The organism is Streptomyces sp. NPDC058457, from assembly GCF_042720695.1.
GTDB lineage: Bacteria > Actinomycetota > Actinomycetes > Streptomycetales > Streptomycetaceae > Streptomyces.
Genome location: NZ_JBHXLU010000001.1, coordinates 48438 through 71539, shown reverse-complemented (window position 1 = coordinate 71539; position 23102 = coordinate 48438). Strand labels below are relative to the sequence as shown.

The 23102-nt window shown below is 73.1% G+C and carries 22 protein-coding genes; 13 read left to right on the top strand and 9 right to left on the bottom strand.

The genetic code is table 11. The annotated features are described in order from the left end of the window. Window positions 1-85: 85 nt before the first annotated feature. Complete coding sequence (locus ACFWPS_RS00320) at window positions 86-1075, top strand: NAD-dependent epimerase/dehydratase family protein (protein ID WP_383699195.1); 990 nt, start codon at window positions 86-88, stop codon at window positions 1073-1075. An 86-nt stretch (window positions 1076-1161) separates the two neighbouring features. Here ACFWPS_RS00320 and ACFWPS_RS00315 read toward each other — a convergent pair whose 3' ends face one another. Next, on the bottom strand, window positions 1162-2274 hold the full coding sequence (locus ACFWPS_RS00315) for a sensor histidine kinase (RefSeq protein WP_383699193.1): 1113 nt from the start codon (window positions 2272-2274) through the stop codon (window positions 1162-1164). A 1-nt stretch (window position 2275) separates the two neighbouring features. After that, window positions 2276-3031 carry a response regulator transcription factor gene (locus tag ACFWPS_RS00310; protein ID WP_383699191.1) on the bottom strand — a complete coding sequence of 252 codons (756 nt, stop codon included), beginning with the start codon at window positions 3029-3031 and terminating at the stop codon, window positions 2276-2278. A 169-nt stretch (window positions 3032-3200) separates the two neighbouring features. On the opposite strand from ACFWPS_RS00310, the gene ACFWPS_RS00305 reads away from it, so the two are divergent. From ACFWPS_RS00305 to ACFWPS_RS00295, 3 genes are all read left to right on the top strand, one after another. Beyond that, the gene (locus ACFWPS_RS00305; protein ID WP_383699188.1) at window positions 3201-3911 is read left to right on the top strand and encodes a glycosyltransferase family 2 protein; all 711 of its coding nucleotides are present in this window, start codon (window positions 3201-3203) and stop codon (window positions 3909-3911) included. 182 nt (window positions 3912-4093) lie between these two features. Then, complete coding sequence (locus tag ACFWPS_RS00300; RefSeq protein ID WP_383699186.1) at window positions 4094-4720, top strand: DUF2064 domain-containing protein; 627 nt, start codon at window positions 4094-4096, stop codon at window positions 4718-4720. After that, window positions 4717-5460, top strand: a complete 744-nt coding sequence (locus ACFWPS_RS00295; protein WP_383699184.1) for a class I SAM-dependent methyltransferase — start codon at window positions 4717-4719, stop codon at window positions 5458-5460. Before ACFWPS_RS00300 ends, ACFWPS_RS00295 begins: the two co-directional genes overlap by 4 nt. A 313-nt stretch (window positions 5461-5773) precedes the next feature. Here the strand turns inward: ACFWPS_RS00295 and ACFWPS_RS00290 are convergent, their stop codons facing one another. After that, window positions 5774-7012 carry a molybdopterin-dependent oxidoreductase gene (locus ACFWPS_RS00290; protein ID WP_383699182.1) on the bottom strand — a complete coding sequence of 413 codons (1239 nt, stop codon included), beginning with the start codon at window positions 7010-7012 and terminating at the stop codon, window positions 5774-5776. A 113-nt stretch (window positions 7013-7125) separates the two neighbouring features. Here ACFWPS_RS00290 and ACFWPS_RS00285 point away from each other — a divergent pair, with 113 nt between their 5' ends. Beyond that, on the top strand, window positions 7126-8469 hold the full coding sequence (locus ACFWPS_RS00285) for a hypothetical protein (RefSeq protein WP_383699180.1): 1344 nt from the start codon (window positions 7126-7128) through the stop codon (window positions 8467-8469). A 416-nt stretch (window positions 8470-8885) separates the two neighbouring features. Continuing rightward, window positions 8886-9548 (top strand): response regulator transcription factor, encoded by a 663-nt coding sequence (locus ACFWPS_RS00280; protein ID WP_383699178.1) that lies wholly within the window; start codon window positions 8886-8888, stop codon window positions 9546-9548. Between the two features lie 15 nt (window positions 9549-9563). Here ACFWPS_RS00280 and ACFWPS_RS00275 read toward each other — a convergent pair whose 3' ends face one another. Further along, window positions 9564-10070 carry a MarR family winged helix-turn-helix transcriptional regulator gene (locus tag ACFWPS_RS00275; protein WP_383699176.1) on the bottom strand — a complete coding sequence of 169 codons (507 nt, stop codon included), beginning with the start codon at window positions 10068-10070 and terminating at the stop codon, window positions 9564-9566. Window positions 10071-10181: 111 nt separating this feature from the next. Between ACFWPS_RS00275 and ACFWPS_RS00270 the strand changes: the two genes are divergently transcribed. Next, on the top strand, window positions 10182-11255 hold the full coding sequence (locus ACFWPS_RS00270) for a substrate-binding domain-containing protein (RefSeq protein ID WP_383699174.1): 1074 nt from the start codon (window positions 10182-10184) through the stop codon (window positions 11253-11255). Between the two features lie 133 nt (window positions 11256-11388). Next, window positions 11389-13101, top strand: coding sequence for a hypothetical protein (locus ACFWPS_RS00265; RefSeq protein WP_383699172.1), 1713 nt, complete (start codon window positions 11389-11391; stop codon window positions 13099-13101). A gap of 12 nt (window positions 13102-13113) precedes the next feature. Here the strand turns inward: ACFWPS_RS00265 and ACFWPS_RS00260 are convergent, their stop codons facing one another. Further along, window positions 13114-13704: a TetR/AcrR family transcriptional regulator gene (locus tag ACFWPS_RS00260; protein WP_383699170.1), complete on the bottom strand. Its 591-nt coding sequence runs from the start codon at window positions 13702-13704 to the stop codon at window positions 13114-13116. A 198-nt stretch (window positions 13705-13902) separates the two neighbouring features. Between ACFWPS_RS00260 and ACFWPS_RS00255 the strand changes: the two genes are divergently transcribed. From ACFWPS_RS00255 to ACFWPS_RS00245, 3 genes are all read left to right on the top strand, one after another. Beyond that, complete coding sequence (locus ACFWPS_RS00255; RefSeq protein WP_383699777.1) at window positions 13903-14790, top strand: aldo/keto reductase; 888 nt, start codon at window positions 13903-13905, stop codon at window positions 14788-14790. A gap of 145 nt (window positions 14791-14935) precedes the next feature. Beyond that, window positions 14936-15829 (top strand): alpha/beta fold hydrolase, encoded by an 894-nt coding sequence (locus ACFWPS_RS00250; protein WP_383699168.1) that lies wholly within the window; start codon window positions 14936-14938, stop codon window positions 15827-15829. 47 nt (window positions 15830-15876) lie between these two features. Continuing rightward, the gene (locus tag ACFWPS_RS00245; protein WP_383699166.1) at window positions 15877-16722 is read left to right on the top strand and encodes a GNAT family N-acetyltransferase; all 846 of its coding nucleotides are present in this window, start codon (window positions 15877-15879) and stop codon (window positions 16720-16722) included. On the opposite strand, the gene ACFWPS_RS00240 is transcribed toward ACFWPS_RS00245, so the two are convergent. Continuing rightward, window positions 16683-16931, bottom strand: coding sequence for a hypothetical protein (locus tag ACFWPS_RS00240; RefSeq protein WP_383699164.1), 249 nt, complete (start codon window positions 16929-16931; stop codon window positions 16683-16685). The genes ACFWPS_RS00245 and ACFWPS_RS00240 overlap by 40 nt on opposite strands. 121 nt (window positions 16932-17052) lie before the next feature. On the opposite strand from ACFWPS_RS00240, the gene ACFWPS_RS00235 reads away from it, so the two are divergent. After that, the gene (locus ACFWPS_RS00235; RefSeq protein WP_383699162.1) at window positions 17053-17988 is read left to right on the top strand and encodes an AraC family transcriptional regulator; all 936 of its coding nucleotides are present in this window, start codon (window positions 17053-17055) and stop codon (window positions 17986-17988) included. On the opposite strand, the gene ACFWPS_RS00230 is transcribed toward ACFWPS_RS00235, so the two are convergent. From ACFWPS_RS00230 to ACFWPS_RS00220, 3 genes are all read right to left on the bottom strand, one after another. Further along, a complete protein-coding gene (locus tag ACFWPS_RS00230) occupies window positions 17981-18955 on the bottom strand; it encodes a phosphotriesterase (RefSeq protein ID WP_383699160.1) in 975 nt (324 codons plus the stop codon). The genes ACFWPS_RS00235 and ACFWPS_RS00230 overlap by 8 nt on opposite strands. Then, the gene (locus ACFWPS_RS00225) at window positions 18952-20115 is read right to left on the bottom strand and encodes an NAD(+)/NADH kinase (RefSeq protein ID WP_383699775.1); all 1164 of its coding nucleotides are present in this window, start codon (window positions 20113-20115) and stop codon (window positions 18952-18954) included. The genes ACFWPS_RS00230 and ACFWPS_RS00225 overlap by 4 nt, the downstream gene beginning before the upstream one ends. 101 nt (window positions 20116-20216) lie before the next feature. After that, on the bottom strand, window positions 20217-20447 hold the full coding sequence (locus tag ACFWPS_RS00220; RefSeq protein ID WP_089104534.1) for a response regulator transcription factor: 231 nt from the start codon (window positions 20445-20447) through the stop codon (window positions 20217-20219). 243 nt (window positions 20448-20690) lie between these two features. Here ACFWPS_RS00220 and ACFWPS_RS00215 point away from each other — a divergent pair, with 243 nt between their 5' ends. Then, a complete protein-coding gene (locus ACFWPS_RS00215; protein ID WP_383699158.1) occupies window positions 20691-23099 on the top strand; it encodes a SpoIIE family protein phosphatase in 2409 nt (802 codons plus the stop codon). Window positions 23100-23102: the final 3 nt, after the last annotated feature.

The following is a 23102-nucleotide window of genomic DNA, read 5'->3' as shown; positions in this document are numbered from 1 at the left end:
GCCAGTACGGCGGGGCGCCTTACGGAGTCGTGACGTGCGGGCGTGGGCGCGTGGTCCGGGGGCCGCGCGCGCCTAGCGTGGCCGTATGCGTGTACTGGTCACCGGCGGTGCCGGGTTCATCGGGTCCCATGTCGTCGAGGCGCTGACGGCGCGCGGGCACGAGGCGGTCGTGTTCGACGTGCGGGACGACCCGGGCGCCGACGTACGCAGTCCGACGGCGGTCGGGCAGGCGTTGGCGGGCGTGGACGCGGTCTGCCACCAGGCCGCGATGGTCGGCCTCGGCGTCGGGTTCGGCGACGCGGCGGAGTACGTCTCGCGCAACGACCTCGGTACGGCCGTGCTGCTCTCCGCGATGGCCGAGGCGCGGGTACGGCACCTCGTGCTGGCCGGGTCGATGGTCGTGTACGGGGAGGGGCGGTACGAGTGCCCGCGCCACGGCGTCGTACGGCCGGGACCGCGTGCGGTCGCCGATCTGGACGCGGGACGGTTCGAGCCGAACTGCCCGGTGTGCGGCGCGGAGTTGACGCCCGGGCTGGTCGGCGAGGAAGCGCCCGTCGATCCGCGCAACGTGTACGCCACGACCAAGCTGGCCCAGGAGCATCTGGCCGCCGCCTGGGCCCGGTCGACGGACGGGTCGGCGGTGTCGCTGCGCTACCACAACGTGTACGGGCCCCGGATGCCCCGTGACACCCCCTACGCGGGCGTGGCCTCCTTCTTCCGTTCCGCGCTCGCCCGGGGTGAGGCGCCCCGGGTGTACGAGGACGGGCGGCAGCGCCGGGACTTCGTGCACGTCCGGGACGTGGCCGCCGCCAACGCGGTGGCGCTGGAGGCGCGGTCGGCCCCGGGTGTGCTGGCCGCGTACAACACCGGAAGCGGCGAGCCGCACACCGTCGGCGAGATGGCCCGCGCGCTGGCCGAGGAGCACGGCGGGCCGCTGCCGACGGTCACCGGGGAGTACCGGCTGGGCGATGTACGGCACATCACGGCCGACTCCGCGCGGCTGCGGGCCGAACTGGGCTGGAAGCCCGAGGTCGGGTTCGCGGAGGGAATGCGGGAGTTCGCGCGCGCGGAGTGAGCGGCGGCGCTGCCGACGGCGTACCGTTTCGACGCCGTCGGCAGGGTGAGCGGCTGTCTCGACGCCGTCGGCAGCGCGAGCGGCTACTACGGCGCCGTCGGCAAGGTGACCTCGAAGCGGCAGCCGCCGGGGATGTTGTGCACGGTGGCATGGCCCTGGTGGGCCTCGACGATCCCGCGCACGATGGCGAGGCCTAGCCCGGCTCCGGCCGGCGGCGTCCGGGCGTGGCTGCCGCGCCAGCCGGTGTCGAAGACGCGGGGCAGGTCCTCCTCGGGGATGCCGCCGCAGCCGTCCGTCACGGACAGGACGACGGCCCCCTCGGCAGACCGCTCGGCGGCGACCGCGACCGTGCCGTCGGGGGGCGTCCGGCGGATGGCGTTCACCAGCAGGTTGCCCAGCACCCTGCTCATCTCCTTGCCGTCCACCTCGACCGGCACCGGCTCCACCCGGTCGCCGACCAGCCGCACGCCGTGCTCGCGGGCCAGCGGGTCGGCGCCCGCGAGGGCGTCGCCGACGAGGTCGTACAGGGACATCCGGCTGGGGCTCAGCGCGAGTGTGCCGGCGTGGATGCGGGAGAGTTCGAAGAGGTCACTGACCATGTCGTTGAGGCGCTCGACCTCGGTGCGGATCTGCTTGTGATAGCGGTCGGGGTCGGTGGCGACGCCGTCCTCCAGTGCCTCCGACATGGCGCGCAGACCGGCCAGCGGGGTGCGCAGGTCGTGCGAGATCCAGGCGACGAGTTCCCGGCGCGAGGTCTCCAACGCACGTTCCCGCTGCCGGGATTCGGCGAGCTTCGCGCTGGTCGCCGCCAGTTCGCGGCTCACCTCGGCCAGTTCGGCGGTGGCCGGGGCCCGGGGCGCGGCGAAGTCGCCGTCCTCGCCGAACGAGCGTGCCGCGAGGACGAGTTCACGGCTGCGGGCGACGACCCAGCGGCCCAGTATCAGCGCGGTCGCGAGGGACACCACGGCCGCCATCGCGACGACCGTCGTCACCACCGACAGGTCGTGCGAGGAGAGGAACATCGCCCAGGCGACGGCCAGGGTGCCGGCGAGCATCGCGACCACGCCGACGGTGGCGACCACCGCGAGGGACGCGGTCAGCGAGCGGCGCCGCAGCAGGCGCAGCGCGGCCGCGCCGAGCAGTCCGGTGCCGGCGGCGCCGACGAAGGCGTACAGGGCGATGAGGAGGGTGTCGCGCATGTCAGGCCGCTCCTTCCGGTCCGCCCTGTCCGTCCTGTCCGCTCGGTTCGAAGCGGTAGCCGACCCCCCACACCGTCTGGATCAGCCGCGGCCGGGCCGGGTCGTCCTCGACCTTGGCGCGCAGCCGGCGGACATGGACCGTGACGGTGGACAGGTCGCCGAAGTCCCAGCCCCACACGGCGCGCATCAGGTCCTCCCTGCTGTACGCCCGCCCAGGATGCCGCAGGAAGAAGGCAAGGAGGTCGAACTCGCGCAGGGTGAGGGCGAGTTCGATGCCGTCCTTGGTGGCGCGGCGGGCGCCGGGGGCGAGGGTGAGTCCGGCGGACGAGAAGGACCGGTCGGCGGGGGCGGGGCGGCTGCGGCGCAGTACCGACTCCACCCGCAGGACCAGTTCCCGGGGGCTGAAGGGTTTGGTGACGTAGTCGTCGGCGCCGACCTCCAGGCCGAGGATCCGGTCGTCCTCGTCGCCGCGTGCGGTGAGCATGATGACCGGGACGGGGGCGTGGCCGCGCAGCCGCCGGCAGACCTCCAGGCCGTCCATGCCGGGCAGCATCAGGTCGAGCACGACCAGGTCCGGCCAGTGCGCGGTGGCGCGGGTCAGGGCGGTGGGGCCGTCGCCTGCGTGGTCGACCAGGTATCCGGCGCGGTCCAGGTACCCGGCGACGATCTCGGCCACGGTCGGATCGTCGTCCACGACCAGGACCCGGGCACCAGCGGCGGTGGCCTCGGCGTCGGTGAGCTCGTACGGCTGCTGCATGCCTCCACCCTCGCACCGGGCCGTCGCGGGTGTCGCGGCCGAGGGTGGGCCCGGGGTGCGACGTTCGCGTTTCGTAAGAAACACGGGAGGCGGGCGCCCGGCGCCGACGTCCGCGTTTCGTAAGCAGCCGAGGCCCGATATGCCCGGTTCGCGTTCGTAGGGTGAAGCCGTGACCACCTCACCTTCTTCCCCTTCCCCTGCGACGGACGTGGACGTCGTCCTTCCCTGCCTGAACGAGGCGGCGGCCCTGCCCTGGGTGCTCGGCCGGATCCCGGCGGGCTGGCGGGCCATCGTGGTGGACAACGGCTCCACCGACGGCTCGGCGGACATCGCCCGGGCGCACGGTGCGACCGTCGTCCACGAGGCGCGGCGCGGCTTCGGCGCGGCGTGCCATGCGGGGCTGACCGGCGCGACCGCCGACATCGTCTGCTTCTGCGACTGCGACGCCTCACTGGACCCGGGACTCCTCGTGCCGTTCGTGCGGGAAGTCCTGGACGGCGAGGCGGACTTGGTGCTGGGCCGGCGGCGTCCGCAGGGGCGGGGCGCGTGGCCCGCGCATGCCCGCGCGGGGAATCTGGCGCTGGCGCGGATGCTGCGGCGCCGTACGGGGCTGCGGCTGCACGACCTCGGCCCGCTGCGGGCGGGGCGCCGCGAGGCGCTGCTCGGGCTGGACCTCGACGACCGGCGCAGTGGCTATCCGTTGCAGATGGTGGTGCGGGCGGCGGATGCCGGGTGGCGGATCGCCGAACACGATGTCGCGTACCTGCCGCGCACCGGTACGTCCAAGGTGACCGGTACCTGGCGTGGCACGTGGCAGGCGGTGCGGGACATGAGCCGGGTGCTGCACGAGTCACCTCGGGTGCGGGCCGGTGGGGGCTGATCGCGCAGTTCCCCGCGCCCCTAAAAGACAAAAAACACAGCTGCGGGCAGGCGTGCCGCAGGGCGGCACGGGTGGGCGCTGGGGGTCCCCCCGGCCGAAGGCTGGGGGAGGCACCCGGCCAGCGCCGGTGAGCGTCCCCACCCCCCCAGCCCCCACTCACCCGCACCATCCAAGGACCCCTCATGACCACCCTCCTCGTCATCGCCAAGGAACCCCGCCCCGGCAGGGTCAAGACGCGGCTCACCCCGCCCTTCTCTCCCGAGCAGGCCGCCGCTCTCGCCGAGGCCTCGCTCGCCGACACCCTGGACGTGGTGGCCGAGACCCCCGCCACCCACCGCGTTCTCGCCCTCGACGGAAACCCCGGCCCCTGGCTTCCGCCCGGCTTCGACGTCGTGCCGCAGTGCGCCGGCGGGCTGGACGAGCGGCTCGCGGACGCCTTCGCCCACTGCTCCGGCCCCGCCCTCCTCATCGGCATGGACACCCCCCAGGTCACTCCGGCCCTGCTCACCGTGGACTTCACGGAGTGCGACGCGTACTTCGGTGCCGCCGAGGACGGCGGGTTCTGGGCGCTGGGGCTGGCCGACCCGGACCCGGCCCTGCTGCTCGGGGTGCCGATGTCCACGCCGGAGACCGGCGCCGTCCAGCGGCGGCGCCTCGTCGCCGCCGGGCTGCGCGTGTGCGACCTGCCCCGGCTGCGGGACGTGGACACCGCGGCCGACGCGGCCGCCGTCGCCGCTCTCGTCCCGCACGGCCGTTTCGCCGCCCGGCTGGCCCGGTGCACGGCGCCCAGCGGAACAGGCCGCCGATGACCACCTCGCCGGCCGTCCCCTGGACCGGCCCCGACCCCTACACCGCAGCCCTGCGCGCCGGGCACGGCCCGCTGTTCCTGCGCCGTACCGACGGCTGGCTGCTGCCCCTGGACGTCGAGCGCTGGTGCGCGCGGGCCGACCCGGTCGACCGGGCGGTCCTCGACCGCTGCGAGGGCGCGGTCCTGGACGTGGGCTGCGGCCCCGGGCGGCTGGTCGCCGAACTCGCCGCCCGGGGCCGTACCGTCCTCGGCATCGACGTCAGCGCGGCCGCCGTCGACCACACCGTGCGGCTCGGCGGCCAGGCCCTGCGCCGCTCGGTCTTCGAGCCGCTGCCCGGCACCGGCCGCTGGGGCACCGTCCTGCTCATGGACGGCAACGTCGGCATCGGCGGCGACCCGCACGCCCTGCTCGGCCGGGTGGCCCGGCTCCTCGCCCCCGGTGGACTGCTGATCGCCGAGACGACCGAGGTGGACGTCGACGAACGCGTCGACGTCCACCTCACCGACGCCCAGGAGGCGGTCGGTGCCCCCTTCCTCTGGGCGCGGCTCGGCACCCCGGCCCTGCTGCGGTACGCGCGGGGCTGGGAGCAGGAGGCTCAGTGGGTGGCCGGCGGGCGCCGCTTCGTCGCCCTGCGCAGCCGGCACGCCAGCAGCAGCGCCGAGCCGCCGAAGAGCACAGCCGTGATCAGCAGCCAGCGGGCCGCGAAGCCGTCCGCGGACAGGCCGGTGGCCGACCGGTAGCGTGCGGCCACCGCCCCGCTGATCAGCGGGAACCACACCAGCAGGAGCAGCGCGGAGAGCGCGGCCGGGACCCGGACGTACATCGCCCACTCCCTGCGTCCGGCGGCGCCCAGCCCCCGGACCACCGCCCGGTCGGCCAGCGCGTACAGCGGCAGCAGGACGAGGTCGTGCAGCAGCGCCGCCCCGACCACCCACAGCGCCACGCCGAGCCAGTCGCCGGACAGCAGTCGTACGCCGGCGTAGGCGGCCAGTGCGAACGAGCAGGTCAGGATGAGGATGTGGAAGGGGCTGCCGACCACCGGGCGCGGGCGCATCACAGGTCTCCGAAGGTCATCCGGGCCACCCATTTGGTGTTGAGGACACCGGGTGCGGCGGGCACGATCACGCGCGCCGGGTAGCCGTGGTCGGGGGACAGGTCCTCGCCGTTCACCTGGAGGGCGAGGAGGGAGCGCGGGTCGGCGACCTGGTTGGCGCGCAGGGCCGCGCGACGGAAGGCGCCGTGCCGTTGGATCGACTCGACGAACACGTCCGGCGGGTCGCCGTCGTAGCCGACGAGCGCGGCGAGGTCACGCAGCCGGACCCCGCGCCACCACTGGTCGGCGGTCGACCAGCCCTCGACACACGCGATGGGCAACGCGGCGCTGTGCTGGGGCAGTCGGAGGAGCTCGGTGCGGCTGAGGCGGACCGTTCTGCCGCCCCGGCCCGTGACGACGAGCCGCCACGCCTCCTCCCCGGTCTCCTTCGTGTCGATCCCGGCGTACGCGGCCGTCTTGTTGATCTGGAAGCCGTTCGGCCCGCTGCCGGGGTCGGCTCCGCCGTGCGGTGCGAGCAGGGCGGTGCGCCGCAGCGCGCCGCCGATGCTCTGCCCGGCCGTCGTGACGAGCAGCAGCAGGGACGCGCCGCCCACGAACCACAGCGCCCCGCGCCGCGAGACGGTGGGCGCGTCCGGCCGGGGTGCCGCCGACTCTCCTTCGTCCAACCGCCGTTGGCGAACGGCCCGGAGTGCCGCCGGGGTCTTCAGGGCGGCATGCGCCAGGAACGCGGCGAAGAACACCCAGGCGCCGTAGAAGTGCAGGGGGTAGAAGGAGCCGGGGAAGAGGTAGTCGAGCTGGACGTTGAGGACGCCGGTCGTGAACTCGAAGAGGCCGCCGCCGACCAGCAACAGCAGCGAGATGCGCTCCAGGGCGTGGGCGAGCGAGCGAGCCGGGGGCAGCGTGAACAGCTTCGGCACCACCGACCACAGCTTGGCGAGCAGCACCGGGATCAGGGCGATGCCGAGGGTGACGTGCAGGCCCTGGGTGACCCGGTAGAGCCAGTACGGGTCGGTCGGCCAGGAGAAGAGGTAGAAGCCGAGGATGCCCTTGTCCGGGGTCTGGTCGTTCACCGGGGCCAGGTCCGGGTTGTACGCGGCGTACGAGACCAGTCCCGTCACGAACAGCACGGTGATGCCGACGAGCAGCACCAGGCCGAGCACCGAGGTGAACCAGGTGCCGCGCAGCGGGCTGCGCCAGAAGCCGGGTGAGCTGGGCAGCCGTGGGTCGTCGTGTCGCATGTTCCGACCGTAGGCCGGGGAAACCCCCGGAAAGGGTGCGCGACCCATGACGAAAGTCTGACGTCAGCCGCTTGATCCACGCTCTCGCGCGGTCGCCGACCTAGCGTTCCGGTGTGACCCGCGCTCCGCTCCGTGATCGGTACACCGATCTGATCGCCGTCCTCGGCGCCGCCCTGCTCGTGCTCGCCGCCGTGCTGGTAGGCCGCCACCTCCAGGACACCTACCGCGTGCTGTTCGTGCACTGGCCGCCGCTGTTCGCCGACTGGGATCCGCATGTGGGCCCGGGCACCCCGGCCGCCCTGCTGGTCGCGGCCGCCGTGGTGGCATACGGGCCGAACCTCGCCGTACGGCTGCCCTGGCGCGGTCTGCTCGGCGCGGCCTGGGGCGCCTGTCTGGCCTGGACGTGGTCGCTGGCGCTGGTGGACGGCTGGCAGCGGGGCGTGGCGGGCCGGCTCACCGCCCACAACGAGTACCTCACGGTCATCGGCCGCTTCCACGACATCCCGGCGACCCTGCGCGACTTCACCCACCACATCGTCAGCGGCACCCCGGCCCCCTGGCCCGCCCACATCGCCGGACACCCGCCGGCGGCGACCCTCACGTTCGTCCTCCTGGACCGGATCGGGCTGCGCGGCGGGGGCTGGGCGGGCGCCTGGTGCATCACCGTGGGTTCGACGGCCTGTCTCGCCGTGCTGGTCGCGGTGCGGGCCCTGGCCGGCGAGCGGCTCGCCCGGCGGGCCGCGCCCTTCCTGGTCATGGCGCCGGCCGCGGTGTGGGTGGGCGCCTCGGCCGACGGGTACTTCGCGGCGGTCGCCGCCTGGGCGGTGGCCCTGCTGGCGCTGGCGGTGACCGGCCGGCCGGTGGCCTGGGCGGCCGGTGCGGGACTGCTGTACGGCCTGACCTGCTACCTCTCGTACGGCCTGACGCTCTTCGCGCTGATCGGGGCGGTCGTGCTGGTGCTCGGCAGGCGCCGGGTCCGGGCCCGGCCGGTCGTCCTCGCCCTGCTGGTGGCCGGGGCGGCGGTCGTCCCGCTCGTGTTCACGTTCGCCGGGTTCGACTGGTGGCAGGGGTACCGGCTGCTGGTCACCCGGTACTACCAGGGTGTCGGCGGGACCCGGCCGTACGGCTACTGGGTGTGGGCCAACCTGGCCTGCACGGTGGTCATCACGGGTCCGGCCACGGTGGCCGGGCTGCGGCGGGCGGGTGCCGTACTGGTCCGCCGCCGTGGCGCGCCGTCCGCGCAGACCCGTCTCGCCCTCCTCGCGGGCGCCGCCCTGCTGGCCCTGCTGATCGCCGACCTGTCCGGGATGAGCAAGGCGGAGACGGAGCGCATCTGGCTGCCGTTCGCGATGTGGCTGCTGCCGGCCTGCGCGTTCCTGCCCCGGCCGCGCGCCTGGCTCACGGCACAGGCCCTGCTCGGGCTGCTGCTGAACCACCTGCTGTTCACCGGCTGGTGACCCCGCGGGTATCGCGCCGTGCGTTTCGGTGGAAATTCGGGACACCGAAGTAATTGACGTGTCTTTCCAGTCTTCTCGACGCCGACTACAGCATGAATGAATCTTCAGTCACTCCCTGGAGCATGTCAAGTCCGGTACGCCACCTGACGTTTCACACAGCGTCGAGCGATTCAGGACGCCCGCCCCGAGCGTCCGGCTCCCCCGTCGCAATTGGCGAAATTATTGCGCACGCAAGGACGCCGCGACCAGAAGAGGCTTGACAAGCCCCGGATATCGTTGAGAAGAATCGAGCCGGTCGAGAACTGTTCTGCAATTCACCGGTGTACGCCGCCGGAGCCTGGCTGCGCCCCACATGCGGAAGGCCCCGGTGCACGGTTCTGCGGAGCCGCGCACCGGACACCGGAGAGGAGACCCCGATGGCAGGCGCCACCCCACGCGGTGCCACACGCCCGCACCCGGCCCCCGGCGGCACGGCCCGGCTGACCGTCCACGCCGCCGACCCGATCACCCGGTCCGCCCTGGTCAGTTACCTCCGACGTCAGCCCGGCCTGACGCTGACCGGCCGGGACGCACCCGCCGACATCGTCGTCGCGGCCCTGCCGGCCCCCGACGCCCGCACGCTGACGCAACTGCGCCAGGACGCCAAGGACGACGCCAGACTCGTCGTGATCGTGGACGGCGAGTGGTCGGTCGATCCCTACGCCGCGCTGGCGGCGGGCGTGCGCGCGGTGCTGTTCCGCCCGGCGTTCACCTGGGAGCGGTTCGGCGAGGCGGTGCAGGAGGTGCGGGCCGGTCACGGCGACCTGCCGGCGGCGCTGCAGGGCCAGCTGATGGACCAGATGACGAGGACCCACCACGAGGTGCTCGCACCCCATGGCCTGACCCCCGGGGGACTCACCCTGCGCGAGGCGGAGGTGCTGCAACTGGTCGCCGAGGGCGATGAGTTGCAGCACATCGGAGACAAGCTCGGCTACTCGGAACGGACCATCAAGAACGTTCTCTACGGAATGATCAAGCGGCACCGGCTGCGCAACCGGGCCCACGCGGTCGCCTACGCGATCCGCAGCGGGCAGATCTGACCGCCCGCACACCGGTCAACCGGAAGTGTGCTGGGCGGCGGCGCGCCGGGTGTCGTCGGCGGCCTGGTGCCCGGGATCGTCGGCGATCGCCGTGAGCGGGGTCCCGGCCGCCGCCGTGAGCCGGAGGAGCAGTTGGGCCAGGGCTCCCCCGTCGGCCGTCTCGTCGAGCAGGCGGGCCTGGTCCGCCCGGACGCGCTGGGCGGTGCGCCGGTGCAGGTCCTCGCCGCGCGGGGTGAGGTGGAGCAGGACACGGCGGCGGTCATGGGGGTCGGGGCGGCGGTGGACCAGGTTGTCCGCGACCATGCGGTCGACGAGCTTGGTCAGGCTCGGCGCCGGCATCAGGGCGTGGTCGGCGATCTCCGCCATCGGGTGCCCCTGCCCGTCCCCGACGATCGACAGGACGCGCCACTCCTCGACCGTGCAGTCCTCCTCGGCCAGCACCGCGGCCAGCCGCCGCACGACCCGCCGCTCGGCATGGCTGAGGAGGTGTGCGAGGTCCGGCGAGGAGGGTACGGACGGCATTGCCGGTGTCCTTCCGGTAGGTCTACTGTGCGCGCAGAATACGAGTCTTGGCGACGGCGCCGGGGCCCGGGACCGGAATCCGCGTTCCCCATGCCCGCACGGAGGTGGCCGATGCGTCCGGCGCCGCCGAGCGACGCCAGCGGCACACTGCTCCTCGCCCTGGTCGTGCCGCTGCAGGGGCCGGCGGGGGTCTTCGGGCCGTCGTGCGAGTCGGCCGCGCGGCTGGCCGTGGAGGAACTGAACGCCGCGGGCGGGGTGTTGGGCCGGGAGGTCCGGCTGGTCACGGTGGACGGCGGGGCGCCGCCGGCACGGGTGGCGGCCGAGGTCGGGGCGCTGGTGTCGCTGGGCGCCGTGGACGGCGTGGTGGGCTGGCACACCTCGGCGGTACGGCAGGCGCTGCTGCCCCGGATCGCGGGCCGGGTGCCGTACGTGTACACCGCGCAGTACGAGGGCGGCGAGCGGACTCCCGGCGTCTTCCTCACCGGTGAGACCGATGTGGCCCAACTGCTGCCCGCGATGCGGGTGCTGGCGGAGGCGGCCGGGGTGCGGCGCTGGTGCACGGTGGGCAACGACTACGTGTGGCCCCGGGTGACCGCCCGCACGGCGCGGGCGTATGCGCGCGAGTGCGGCGGGCGGGTGCGGGACGAGGTGTTCGTGCCGCTGGGGACGGACGGGTTCGGGCCGGCGCTGCGCCGGATCGAGCGGTGCGAGGCGGACGCGGTGCTGATGCTGCTGGTCGGGGCGGACGCGGCGCGCTTCAACCGGGCGTTCGCCGCCTACGGGCTGCACCAGCGGTGTCTGAGGCTCAGCACCCACATGGACGAGAACATCCTGCTGGCCACCGGCGCGGACGGCACCGACGGGCTCTGGGCGGCGGCCGGATTCTTCGAGGCCCTCGCGACCGCCGAGAGCCTCGACTTCGGCGCCCGCCACGCGGCCCGGTTCGGGGTGCACGCCCCGGTGGTGGGGAGCCTGGGCGAGTCGTGCTTCGAGGGGGTACGGCTGCTGGCGGCCCTGGCCGAGCGGGCCCGGTCGCTGGACGTGCGGGCGATGTGCGCGGTCGGGGACGCGGTGTCGTACGAGGGCCCGCGGGGCGTGGTGCGGCTGCGCGGCAACCATCTCGCCCAACGGCTGTACCTGGCGCGGGCGGACGCCTTCGACTTCCACGTCGTCGCCCAACTCTGAGGTCACCGCCGACACTTGCCGATACTTCCCACGGAAAGTATCAAGCTTTGTCTTTTAAAGCAGGTGAAACGTTCGGGAAACAGCGCGCCGCGACTCTTCCGTGCAAACGACCGGGGACGAGAGAGGGAAGATCGTGACGGAGATCGTCGGCAAAGAGGCGCCGCCGGCCGTGGCGGACGGCGGGACCGACAGCGGCCCGGACGGCAAACGGACGTACAACGACTGGGCGCAGAACGACACGCTTGAGGACTACTCGCTGCGGTACGCGCCGAAGTCCTTCCGCCGCTGGACCCCCTACGTGGTGGCCACCACCGCACTGGGCGGCATCGCCTATCTCGCGGACTTCGCCATCGGCGGTTCGATCGCCATCTCCAACGGCTTCTCCAGCGCGATGGTGGCGATCCTGACCGCGGCCGTGGTCATCTTCCTCACCGGCATCCCGATCTCGTACTACTCGGCCAAGTACTCCATCGACATGGACCTGTTGACCCGGGGCGCGGGCTTCGGCTACCTCGGTTCGACGCTGACCTCGGTCATCTACGCCAGCTTCACCTTCATCTTCTTCGCCCTCGAAGGCTCGATCATGGCGCAGGCCCTGGAGCTGGGCCTGCACATCCCGCTCGCCGTCGGGTACCTGATCTGCTCCCTCATCATCCTGCCGCTGGTGATCTACGGCATGACCGCGCTGTCGAAGATGCAGGTGTGGACGCAGCCGGTCTGGCTGGTGCTGATGGTCGCGCCGTTCGTGTCCATCGCGATCCAGGAGCCGGGCAGGTTCTCGGAGTTCACGCACTTCGCTGGCAACTCGCCCACGGGCTCCAGCATCAGCATGCTCGGGGTGGGCGCGGGTGCCGGTGTGGCGCTGTCGCTGATCGCGCAGATCGGTGAGCAGGTGGACTACCTGCGGTTCATGCCGGACAAGACGCCCGAGAACAGCAGGAAGTGGTGGGGCGCGGTGCTCTCCGCCGGTCCCGGCTGGGTGGTGCTCGGTGCGGCGAAGCAGATCGGCGGCGCGTTCCTCGCCTTCTACATCGCCGGGAGCGTGGGCCTGGCCAAGGCCAACGAGCCGATCCAGCAGTACGTGTCCGGCTTCAAGACGTTCGCCGCGCCCGTCGCGCTGGGCCTGGCCACGTTCTTCGTGATCCTCTCCCAGATAAAGATCAACTCGACGAACGCGTACTCCGGTTCGCTGTCCTGGTCGAACTTCTTCTCCCGGCTGACACACCGTCACCCCGGGCGCGTGGTCTACATCTTCCTCAACGTCGGCATCGCGCTGGCCCTGATGGAGGGCGGTGTCTTCGGCTTCCTGAACACCGTGCTCGGCTTCTACTCGAACGTGGCGATCGCCTGGATCGGCGCGGTCGTCGCCGACCTGGTCATCAACAAGCCGCTGAAGCTCAGCCCGTCGTACATCGAGTTCAAGCGCGCCCATCTGTACAACTTCAACCCGGTCGGCTTCGGCTCGATGCTGATCGCGTCGGCGGTCTCGATCGCCGCCTACTTCAACGCCTTCGGGGAGTACGGGAAGGCGTACTCCCCGTTCATCGCGCTGTTCCTGGCGATGGTGCTGTCACCGCTGTTCGCGGTGCTGACCAAGGGGAAGTACTACATCGCCCGCGTCGACGACCTCGCGGAGCCGCTGCTCGGACCGGACGGGCTGCCGTCGGCGGTCATGCTGACGTGCACGGTGTGCGCGACCGACTTCGAGCGCCCGGACGTGGCGAACTGCCCGTTCCACTCGGGGGCGATCTGCTCGCTGTGCTGCAGCCTGGAGAAGGACTGCCACGACTCCTGCAAGACCGGTCCGGTCGCGCTCGCCATGCCGACGGTACGGTCCGCGGACTGACCAGCCCCTGAACTACCGCTCCGGCTCGCGCCCTTCGGTGCGGGCCGGAGCTCCTGTGTACAGACCGTCCATCAGGAGCCTGATCTGGCGGTCGGCCTGTCCCTTCCAGTCGCCGGCCACGTCCAGCCGCAGCAGGCCGCCCATGGCCCGGACCACGTCGGCCGTCTCCATGTCGGCCCGGAGCGTCCCGGCCGCGACACCCGCGGTGAAGAGGGTGTCGATGGTGTCGTAGACCTTCGAGTACGACTCCTCCGCCCCGCCCGAGCGCAGCGCCTGGGACATGTGCTGCTTCGTGACGAGCAGGCCCGCCAGCCGGCCCATGAAATCGCGCAGCGCCCGGTCCGGCGGGAGTGTCGCGAGGAGGTCCGCCGCGTCGGCGCACAGCTGGTCCACCTCGTGCTCGTAGGCCGCGAGGACCAGTGACTCCCGGGTCGGGAAGTGCCGGTAGAGGGTGCCGATGCCGACCCCGGCCGCCCTGGCGATGCCGTCCAGCGGCGCGTCCTTGCCGGTGCGCGTGAACTCCTCCAGGGCCGCCGCCACCAGCTTCTCGCGGTTGCGGCGGGCGTGGGCGCGCACGGGCCGTGCGGGTCCCTGTTCGTTCATGCCGTACTCCCCTCCAGGCCGGTCACCGTACCGGGCATCCTGCCCACTTGCTTACCGGAGGATCCTCCGTTAATGTTTTCACTATCGGAGGATCCTCCGGTATCTGCCATCGTAACCACTGCGCACATCGAACGGAGTCATGCCGTGAACACGGTTTCTCTCGGTGACCTCACCACCTCCGCCCAGGGTCTCGGCTGCATGGGCATGAGCGAGGGATACGGCCCGACCAGCTGGGACGACGCGATCGGCACCATTCACCGGGCCCTCGACCTGGGGGTCACCCTCATCGACACCGCCGACGCCTACGCCTTCGGGCACAACGAGGTGCTGGTGGGCCGGGCCGTCGCGGGCCGGCGGGACGAGGTCCAGCTCGCCACGAAGACCGGCATCGACCGCATGGGCGGCGACACCTGGGCGCTGCGCGGCGACCCCGGCTACATCAGGCGTGCCTGCGACGCCTCCCTGCTCCGGCTCGGCGTCGACCACATCGACCTCTACTACCTGCACCGGCCGCCGCAGAACGCCGAGATCGAGGAGTCCGTCGGCGCCATGGCGGAGCTGGTGAAGGAGGGCAAGATCCGGCACATCGGGCTGTCCGAGGTGAACGGCGAACTGCTGCGGCGCGCCCACGCCGTGCACCCGGTCACCGCGGTGCAGAGCGAGTACTCGATCTGGTCCCGGGACCTGGAGACGACCGTCGGGGACACCCTGCGCGAGCTGGGCGTGGCCCTGGTGGCGTACTCGCCGCTCGGCCGGGGCTTCCTGACCGGCACGGTCGACGTGACCGCGCTGCCGGCGAGTGACGCGCGGCGGCGGCTGCCCCGGTTCCGGACGACGGACAACGACGTGATCGCGGACGCCGTCCGTACCCTCGCGGAGGCCAAGGGCGTGACCCCGGCACAGCTGGCGCTGGCCTGGGTGCAGGCCCGGGGTGCGCACCTCGGGGTGCCCGTGGTGCCGATCCCGGGGACGAAGCGCGTGAAGTGGCTGGAGCAGAACGTGGCCGCCGCCGGCATCGAACTGACCGCCGACGAGGCCGCCACGCTGGACGGGCTGGCCGCGCGGACGGTGGGCGGCCGGTACTGAACGGCATCGGTGCCGGAACCGGGGCGAAGCCACACGCGCCGTGGTCGCGGCGCGTGTGACCGCCCTCACACAACCCGGGTCGAACTTCTTCCCCTCCACCCCGTCCTGCCGATGTCCCATGAACCCACCGGACACGGAGAAGAACATGACCACGCCCCTGACCGATCCCCTGACCACCGGAACGCACACCGTCGAGATCGACGGCCTCGTGCAGCGCTACCACGTGCACGGCACGGGTCCGGTGTGCGTCGCGCACTCCGGCGGCCCGGGGATCGACTGGGAGTACCTGCGGATGCCCGAACTGGAGCGGCACCTGACGGTCGTCTACGCGGAGCCGATCGGCAGCGGGGCCTCGGGCCGGCTGCCGTCCCACCCCAACGGCTACACGCGGGCCCGCTACAGCCGGTTCCTCGGCGCGCTGCTCGACCACCTCGGCGTTCCCGAGGTGCACCTGCTGGGCCACTCGCACGGCGGCTTCGTCGCCCAGTACCATGCCCTGCACCACCCCGAGCGCCTCGCCGGGGTGATCCTGTACGACAGCCTGCCGGTGACCGGTCCCGAGCACACCGCCGAGACCGTGCGGCAGGTGGAGGCGTTCGCCGGGCGGCACGCAGGCCACCCCGGGCTCCCCGAGGTCCTGGCCGCCTTCCAGGCCATCCCCACCGTCACCGACGACGCGGCGCAGACCGCCGTCGCCCGGGGGCTGTTCCCCGCCTACTTCGCCGACTACTGGGGCCGGGAGCAGGAGTTCGCGCCCATCCGGGCGGCCGTGCGGGCCACGTACGTCTCCGGTCTGGACGAGGACCTGTCCCCGATCGTCTTCGACGACCGCGCCTCCCTCGGTAAGGTCACCGTGCCCACCCTCGTGCTGGCCGGCCGCCACGACGTCGTCTGCGGAGTGCGGTGGGCCGAGGAACTGCACACCCTGGTCCCCGGCTCGGAGCTGGTGGTCCTGGAGAACAGCGGGCACTTCGGCCACATCGAGGAGCCGGAAGCCTTCACGGCGGCGGTCACGCGGTTCGTGACGGCCACCCGCTAGGCGATCCGGCTTCCCGAGAGGGAACGTTCCGAAAGAGAATCAGAGTCATGACCACAGTCGTTCAGCCGTCCGTCGCCGAACAGTCCGAGGCCGAGGCGCTCTTCCAGTTCGAGACCCGGGCCCCCGAGTCCGTCCGCACCGCGCTCGGCATGAGCGCCGCACGCATCGGCGGCGGAGTGGTGCTGTCGATGACCGACGACGTCACCCACTTCTGGAGCAAGGCCCTCGGCTTCGGCGTCGGCACCCCCGTCACCGCGGACCTCGTCCGAGAGGTCTGCGACTTCTACCGCGCGGCGGGCACCCCGCAGGCCGTCCTCCAGATCGCCCCGGCCTTCCTTCCCGAGGACTGGGCGGACATCTGCGAGCGGGAGGGCATCACCGCGTCGGACTCGGCCTGGGCGAAGCTCGTCTGCCCGGTCGACGAGGCCGTCGCCCGCGCCGACGCGCCCGGCCGGTCCCCCGACGGGATCCAGGTCGCCCCGGTGGAGGCCGAACAGGCCGCCGTATGGGGCGAGGTGATGATGACGGCGTTCGGCATGCCGGTCGAGCCCTACGCACAAATGGCCGCCGGCAGCGTGGGGCAGCCCGGCTGGCATCCCCACGCGGCCTGGCTGGACGGGGAGTTGGTCGGCACGGGCACGATGTACGTCCGCGGCGAGACGGCCCAGTTCTTCGCCGGCTCCGTCGCGGCGCACGCCCGCAACCGCGGCGGCCAGACCGCGCTGCTGGCCGCCCGGGCCCGCAGGGCGCAGCAGCTGGGGTGCCGGACGCTCGTCGCCGAGACCGGCGCCGAGACCCCCGGGACCCACAACCCCTCCCTGCACAACATGCTCCGGCTGGGCTTCGAAGTGGCCTACGAGCGCCGCAACTGGCTCTGGAAGCCGACCACCTGATCCGGCGGACCCGACGCCCGGACGATGCGTGCCGCCGCCGCTTCGGCGGCGGCACGCCGTGCGGCCGTGCGCCGTGCGGCCGTGCGCCCGGCGCGGCCCGTCCCGCCGAAGGCGACCAGCGGCCCACCCGCGACCCCGACGTCCTGGACCGCGCGGGCGCCGGCCGCCCGCATGAGGCCGGCGGGCAGCCGCGCGTCCCCGACGGGCACCGCGCGGACCGGACGCGGGCCCCCGTCCGCGAGTTCGCCCGCGCCTGCGGGAGATCCGGTCGTGGCGGCGGAGCCGATTGCCGCCCGGGCCGTGCTCGTTCCCGGCGGCTTACGATGAGGCGTGTACTCCTGGAGCGAAGCCCTCACCCTGACCTCGGCGAGCGCCTGGGACGAGCTCTTCACCGGCCTGCACGGCGCCAGCCGGATCAGCGTGCCCGACCGCGAGGCTCCCTGGCGCGCCCGCCTGGAGTGGCAGCAGTCGACGGCGTACGGCGTCGCCCTGTGCGCCGGCGGGCGGGAGGTGGTGCAGCGGGAGACCCGGCACATCCGGTCCGATCCGCGGGGCACCTACGAACTCCTCGTCCCGCTCGCCGGTACCGCCTGGGTGGAGCAGGGGCCGTCGGCCGCGGAGGTCCGGGCCGGCAGCATGGTGCTCTGCGACATCGACCGTCCGATGAAGTTCGCGCATGACGCGGACTTCCTGTCGATCGCCTTCATCATGTCCGGCGAGGACGTCTCCACGCGCAGCCGGATCGCGGCCGGCGAGCCGCAGTTGCTCGGCGCCGAGCGCGGACTGGGCCGGATCGTCCGGCAGTTGACCACCACGCTCCACGAGGAGCGCGAGGAACTGTCGGAGAGCACCTTCGACCTCGCGTGCGACCGGCTGCTCGACCTGGTCTGCCTGGCCGCGGAGGGCGGCACCGACACGGCGCCCGCCGGGCAGCGGGCGACGGTCGAGGCCGCGGTCCGCCGCTACGTCCGGCAGCACGCCTGTGAACGGGACCTGGACGTCGTCGCCGTCGCGCGGGCGCTCGGCTGGTCCGTGCGCTATGTCCAGCAGGTGCTCCAGGAGGCAGGCACCACGGCCCGCGACCTGATCCGCCGCGAACGGCTGACCGCGGCCCGCGAACGGCTGGCAGGGCCGGGCTGGGCGTCGTACTCGATCGCGCAGATCGCGCACTCCTGCGGCTTCGGCAGTCACGCGTCGTTCGCGACCGCGTTCCGGGCGGAGTTCGGGACGACCCCGAGCGAGGCCCGGCGGCGGCGCGCTAGCTGAAGTAGCGGCGCGGGTTGTCGACCAGCATGGTGGTCAACTGGGCCTCCGTGACGCCGGCCTGCAGCAGCGCCGGGACGACCTGGTCGTGCAGGTGGGTGTAGTGCCAGTTCGGTGCGATCTGCTCCTTCACGCCGGGCGGGAACCAGTCGATGTGGCAGGACGCGTCGTGGGACAGCACCATCCGCCCGGCGAGCCCTTCGGCCGCGAGGGCTGCGACGGTCGCCACCCGCTGGTCGCCCGGGAGCAGGATGTCGAGGCCGAAGCGGTCCATGCCGACGTACGAGCCGTTGTCGATGAGTTCGTGCAGGTAGTCCAGGTCGGCGGTGTCACCGCTGTGCCCGACGACCACCTTTCCGAGGTCCGCGCCCTCGCTGCGCAGGATCTCCTGGGCGACCAGGCCGGTCCGTGCGGTGGCGTTGGTGTGCACGGTGATCGGGGCGCCGGTCCGCAGGTGGGCCTGGGCCACCGCGCGCAGCACCCGCTCCACGCCCGGGGTGAGCCGGTCCTCGATCGCGCACTTCAGGAAGGCGGCCCGGATCCCGGTGCCCGCGATGCCTACGGTGAGTTCGCGGACGAACAGGTCGGTCATGCCCTCGGCGCCGCCGAGCAGGGTGCCCGGGCCGTGATAGCGGAAGTAGTCGGGGACGTCGGCCAGGGTGTAGATGCCGGTGGCCGCGACGATGTTGAGGTCGACCTGCTCGTTGACCCGGGCCACGCGCGTGACGTCGCGGCCGAGGCCGATGCAGGTGGGGTCGACGATGGTGGTGACGCCGGTCGCGGCCAGCGCCTTGAGCCGGGTCACCGCGTCGTCGATGCGCTCCTGCTCGTCCCAGGTCTCCGGGAGGCTCTGGCGGAACTCCTCGCTGAGCACGAAGACGTGCTCGTGCATCAGTACGGTGCCGAGGTCGTCGGCGGGTACCGGGCCGCGGACCGTGTGGACCGTCCGGTCCGGGGAGTCGGTGGTCATGGGTTGTTGTCGCCTTCCTGCACATGACGTGGGAAGACCGACCTTTCCAGCGCGGGGGCGACACCGTCTTTCCCGTCGGCGCACGGTTCTTTCGCCTCGGCGTACTCCGCGGACATGAGCGGCAGGGAGAGATGGGCCAGGTCACCGGGCGGGGGCGTGCGCAGCGACCACAGGGGGGCGGGGGTGCCGTCGGCGACCGCGGCCGGGGCGTCGGTCAGGTTCATGCGCTCGCGCAGGCGGCCGTAGAAGTCCATCGGCGCGAGCCGGACCACCCGCAGCCGGGTCGGGGCGGCGTACACGCCGATCCAGTCCCCCGGCTCCAGTACGCCCCGCACCTGGCCGTCGACGCTGACCGCGGCCTGCCCGGAGCGTTCCAGGACGCGCAGCCCGACCGCTTCGTTCGGGGCCGTGACGACCGAGCGGTTGAACGCCATGTGCGGGGCGACCGGGGTGAAGACGAGGCCCTCCGCGCAGGGCGAGACGACGGGACCGCCGGCGGCGAAGCTGTAGGCGGTCGAGCCGGTCGGCGTCGCCACCAGCAGCGCGTCGGCGGAGTAGGAGGCCAGCAGCCGGCCGGAGACGTAGACGCCGACGGAGACCTGGCGGTCCCGGGACAGCTTCTCAAGGACCACGTCGTTGACCGCGGTGACGTGCAGGGGGATGCCCCAGTCGGTGTCCTCCTCGCAGTCCGTGCGCACCTGGGGCGGCGGCAGCAGCGGCCCGCGGCCGTACTGCATCAGCCGCTCCATGTCGGCCGGCACCTCCAGGCGCCGGGAGGCACGCATGGTGAGCAGCAGCCTGCTGTCGACGGTGTACCGGTCCTCGCGGATCGCGTCCAGCGCCTCCCGCACCGAGCAGACCGGCACCTCGGTCAGGAAGCCGACCCGGCCCAGGTCGACGCCGAGGACCAGCGCGTCGTTGCGGGCGGCGAGCCGCGCGCCGCGCAGGAAGGTGCCGTCCCCGCCGAGGGTGACGATCAGGTCCGGGTCGCCCGCGGCCGCGACCTCCTCCCCGGAGTGGTGCCGTCCGCCGTCGTGCCACACGTCGATGTCGGTGCACCGCACGTCGTGCTCCGCGGCCCACGCCCGTACCGCACGGGCCGCGTCCACCGCCTCCGCGCGCCCGCCGTGCACCACAAGTCCGAGCCCGTTCACCGTCATCTCCGCCTCCAGGACACCGTGGCCGGCTGCTGCTCCCACGCTGTCACGGGCGGGGCGGATCTGTCGGGCGGAGCGGGATCACAGTCCGGATCGCAGTCCGGTCACAGTCCGAGGGAGATGGCCAGCCGGGTGAGCTCGGCGGTGGTGTTGATGTCGAGCTTGGCGCGGATCCGGCGCAGGTAGGCGTCGACCGTGTGCCGGGAGAGCCCCATCAGCCGGGCCGCCTGGAGGTAGGTGCAGCCCGCGGCGATGTGCTTCAGCGTCTCGCGCTCACGCGGGGCCAGCGCGACGGCGGCGGTCTCGGTGTGCTGGGTGACTGCGGTGAAGCTCATGAGCGGGTCCTTCGCAGACGATCGGTCGAGATTGACCGATAGGGGCGATTTATCCGTTTACAAAACCCTGACAACGCGAGGTCATGGCACTGTCCGCCGACTGTCACAGGCGCGTCACAGGAACCTCCGACGGGTGTGACGCGTGGGCCGGGGTGGCAGCGGCGGCGGATTGGTGCTCAATGGCGGCCGGGATCATCCTGGGGAGAGAGCCGGCCGTGCAGGTTCCGCGAAGGATGAGCGGCGATGGAACGACGTCCCACCCCTCCCAGCCAACCGGCGCAGACGCACGCCGTGCCCCAGGGCGCCCGTACCGCCACGGTCACGGTCGACGAGCGCGGCGTCGTGTCCGGCTGGAGCGACGGGGCCCGGCTGCTGCTGGGGTACCGGCCCGCCGAGATCCTGGGGCAGCGGGCCGCCCGGCTGCTCGCCGACCCCGGCCGGGACTCGTGGCGGGAGGCGGCCGCCGGACCGCGCTGGAGCGGGACCGCGGCGCTGCGCCACCGGGACGGTCACCGGCTGGACCTGGACGTCCTGGTCCACCGCAGGCCCTCCGGCGAACGGCCCGGCGGCTCGGAGTGGCTGGTGGTGTCCGCCGTGGCCGCCCCGGCCGCGGCCGCCGCCGGCCAGGCGCTCGGCGAGTGGGCCTTCCAGCAGTCACCGTGCGTCTCGGCCGTCTTCGACGAGGGGCTGCGGCTGGCCCGGGCGAGCGTCGCGACGCAGCGCACGCTGTCGCTGGCGGAGGGGACGATGCGGGGGCTGCGGCTGACGGACGTCGTGCCGTACGAGGGCAGTGCCGAGGCCGAGTCGCGCATGCGACGGGTCCTGGACGGTGCCGGGCCGCAGGAGATCCGGCTCCATCTGGACCCGGCCGACCCGGAGCGCACCTGGCACGCGTGGCTCATGCCGCTGACGGACGCGGACGGCCGGGTGCGGGCGGTGGCCCTGACGGCCCACGCCGACGCGTCCCAGCAGCTGGTGCGGCGCCGGATGCTGCTGCTCAGCGAGGCCGGGGTGCGCATCGGCACCGGCTCCGACGTGCAGCGCACCGCGCAGGAACTGGCCGAGGTCGCCGTCCCCGCCTTCGCCGACGTCTGCGCCGTGGACCTGCTGGACGCTCCCCGGCACGGCGCACCGCCGCCCGGCGGCGTCGCCCTGCGCCGGGCCGCCGTGCGCTCGGCACCCGACGTGCCGCCGCTCCCCCGGCCCTCCGGCGAAGTGCTGCGCTGCCCGCCGTGGTCGCCGCCGGGCCGGTGCCTGACCGAGGGGCGGGGCAGGGTGTACCCGGGCGGCGACGAGGTCGTGGGCCGCTGGGCGCGGGAGGATCCGCAGGCCGCCTCCTGGGTCCGGGAGAGCGGGGCGCACTCGCTGCTGGCGGTGCCGCTCAGGACGGGCGACATCACCTTCGGCGTGGCCCTGTTCGGACGGAACCGGCGCACCGAGCCGTTCGACGCGGACGACCTGTGGCTGGCCGAACAGCTCGCGGCCCGCACGGCCGCCGGCATGCAGGGCGCCGCGCGCGCCCAGCGGCAGCACACCACCACGATGACGCTGCAGCGCAGCCTGCTCCCCCAGACCCTGCCCGAGCAGGCCGCCCTGGACGTCGCCACCCGCTATCTGCCCTCGGTCAGCCAGGCCGGGGTGGGCGGCGACTGGTTCGACGTCATCCCGCTGTCCGGGACCCGGGTCGCGCTCGTGGTGGGCGACGTCGTCGGCCACGGCATGCGGGCCGCCGCCACCATGGGCCGGGTCCGCACCGCCGTCCGCACCCTGGCCGACGTGGACCTGCCGCCCGACGAACTCCTCAGCCACCTCGACGACCTGGTCGTCCATCTCTCCGCCGAGGAGGCCGGTGCCGACAACGCCGCCGACACCGCCGGCGGTGTGGGCACGACCTGCCTGTACGGCGTGTACGACCCCGTCACCCGGCGGCTCTGCGCCGCCCGGGCCGGCCACCCGCCGCCCGCCGTGGTCACCGCGGGCACCGTCCGCTTCCTCGACGTCCCGGCCGGGCCCCCGCTCGGCCTCGGCGGGCTGCCCTTCGAGTCGTACGAGACGGAACTCCCCGAGGGCAGCCTGATCGCCCTCTACACCAACGGTCTGCTCGAACCCCGCGAGCACGACATCGACGACGCCCTCGACACGATGTTCGCCGCGCTCGCCCGCCCCGCCCGGAGCCTGGACTCCGTCTGCGACCGGGTCCTGACGTCCATGCTCACCCACCGCCCCGACGACGACATCGCCCTGCTCGTCGCCCGCACCCGGGCCCTGCACGCCGACCGGGTCGCCACCTGGGAGCTGCCCTTCGACCTCGCCGCCGTCGCCGAGGCCCGCAAGCTGGCCACCGGGCAGCTGGCCGCGTGGCAGCTGGAGGAGGCCGCGTTCATCACCGAGCTCATCGTCAGCGAGATGGTCACCAACGCGTTCCGGTACGGCCGCCCGCCCGTCCGGCTCCGCCTGATCCACGACGACCACACCCTCACCTGCGAGGTCTTCGACTCCAGCAACACCGCCCCGCACATGCGCCGGGCCCACACCTACGACGAAGGGGGCCGTGGGCTCCTCCTGGTCGGCCAGCTGACCCAGCGCTGGGGCACCCGGCACGCCGGCACCGGCAAGACCGTCTGGGCCGAGCAGTACCTTGCAGAGGGCTGAGAG

Coding starts and splice junctions, on each gene's coding strand:
- ACFWPS_RS00320 (WP_383699195.1), top strand. CDS start 86: ATGCGTGTACTGGTCACCGGCGGTGCCGGGTTCATCGGGTCCCATGTC.
- ACFWPS_RS00315 (WP_383699193.1), bottom strand. CDS start 2,274: ATGCGCGACACCCTCCTCATCGCCCTGTACGCCTTCGTCGGCGCCGCC.
- ACFWPS_RS00310 (WP_383699191.1), bottom strand. CDS start 3,031: ATGCAGCAGCCGTACGAGCTCACCGACGCCGAGGCCACCGCCGCTGGT.
- ACFWPS_RS00300 (WP_383699186.1), top strand. CDS start 4,094: ATGACCACCCTCCTCGTCATCGCCAAGGAACCCCGCCCCGGCAGGGTC.
- ACFWPS_RS00295 (WP_383699184.1), top strand. CDS start 4,717: ATGACCACCTCGCCGGCCGTCCCCTGGACCGGCCCCGACCCCTACACC.
- ACFWPS_RS00290 (WP_383699182.1), bottom strand. CDS start 7,012: ATGCGACACGACGACCCACGGCTGCCCAGCTCACCCGGCTTCTGGCGC.
- ACFWPS_RS00280 (WP_383699178.1), top strand. CDS start 8,886: ATGGCAGGCGCCACCCCACGCGGTGCCACACGCCCGCACCCGGCCCCC.
- ACFWPS_RS00275 (WP_383699176.1), bottom strand. CDS start 10,070: ATGCCGTCCGTACCCTCCTCGCCGGACCTCGCACACCTCCTCAGCCAT.
- ACFWPS_RS00270 (WP_383699174.1), top strand. CDS start 10,182: ATGCGTCCGGCGCCGCCGAGCGACGCCAGCGGCACACTGCTCCTCGCC.
- ACFWPS_RS00260 (WP_383699170.1), bottom strand. CDS start 13,704: ATGAACGAACAGGGACCCGCACGGCCCGTGCGCGCCCACGCCCGCCGC.
- ACFWPS_RS00255 (WP_383699777.1), top strand. CDS start 13,903: ATGGGCATGAGCGAGGGATACGGCCCGACCAGCTGGGACGACGCGATC.
- ACFWPS_RS00250 (WP_383699168.1), top strand. CDS start 14,936: ATGACCACGCCCCTGACCGATCCCCTGACCACCGGAACGCACACCGTC.
- ACFWPS_RS00245 (WP_383699166.1), top strand. CDS start 15,877: ATGACCACAGTCGTTCAGCCGTCCGTCGCCGAACAGTCCGAGGCCGAG.
- ACFWPS_RS00230 (WP_383699160.1), bottom strand. CDS start 18,955: ATGACCACCGACTCCCCGGACCGGACGGTCCACACGGTCCGCGGCCCG.
- ACFWPS_RS00225 (WP_383699775.1), bottom strand. CDS start 20,115: ATGACGGTGAACGGGCTCGGACTTGTGGTGCACGGCGGGCGCGCGGAG.
- ACFWPS_RS00220 (WP_089104534.1), bottom strand. CDS start 20,447: ATGAGCTTCACCGCAGTCACCCAGCACACCGAGACCGCCGCCGTCGCG.
- ACFWPS_RS00215 (WP_383699158.1), top strand. CDS start 20,691: ATGGAACGACGTCCCACCCCTCCCAGCCAACCGGCGCAGACGCACGCC.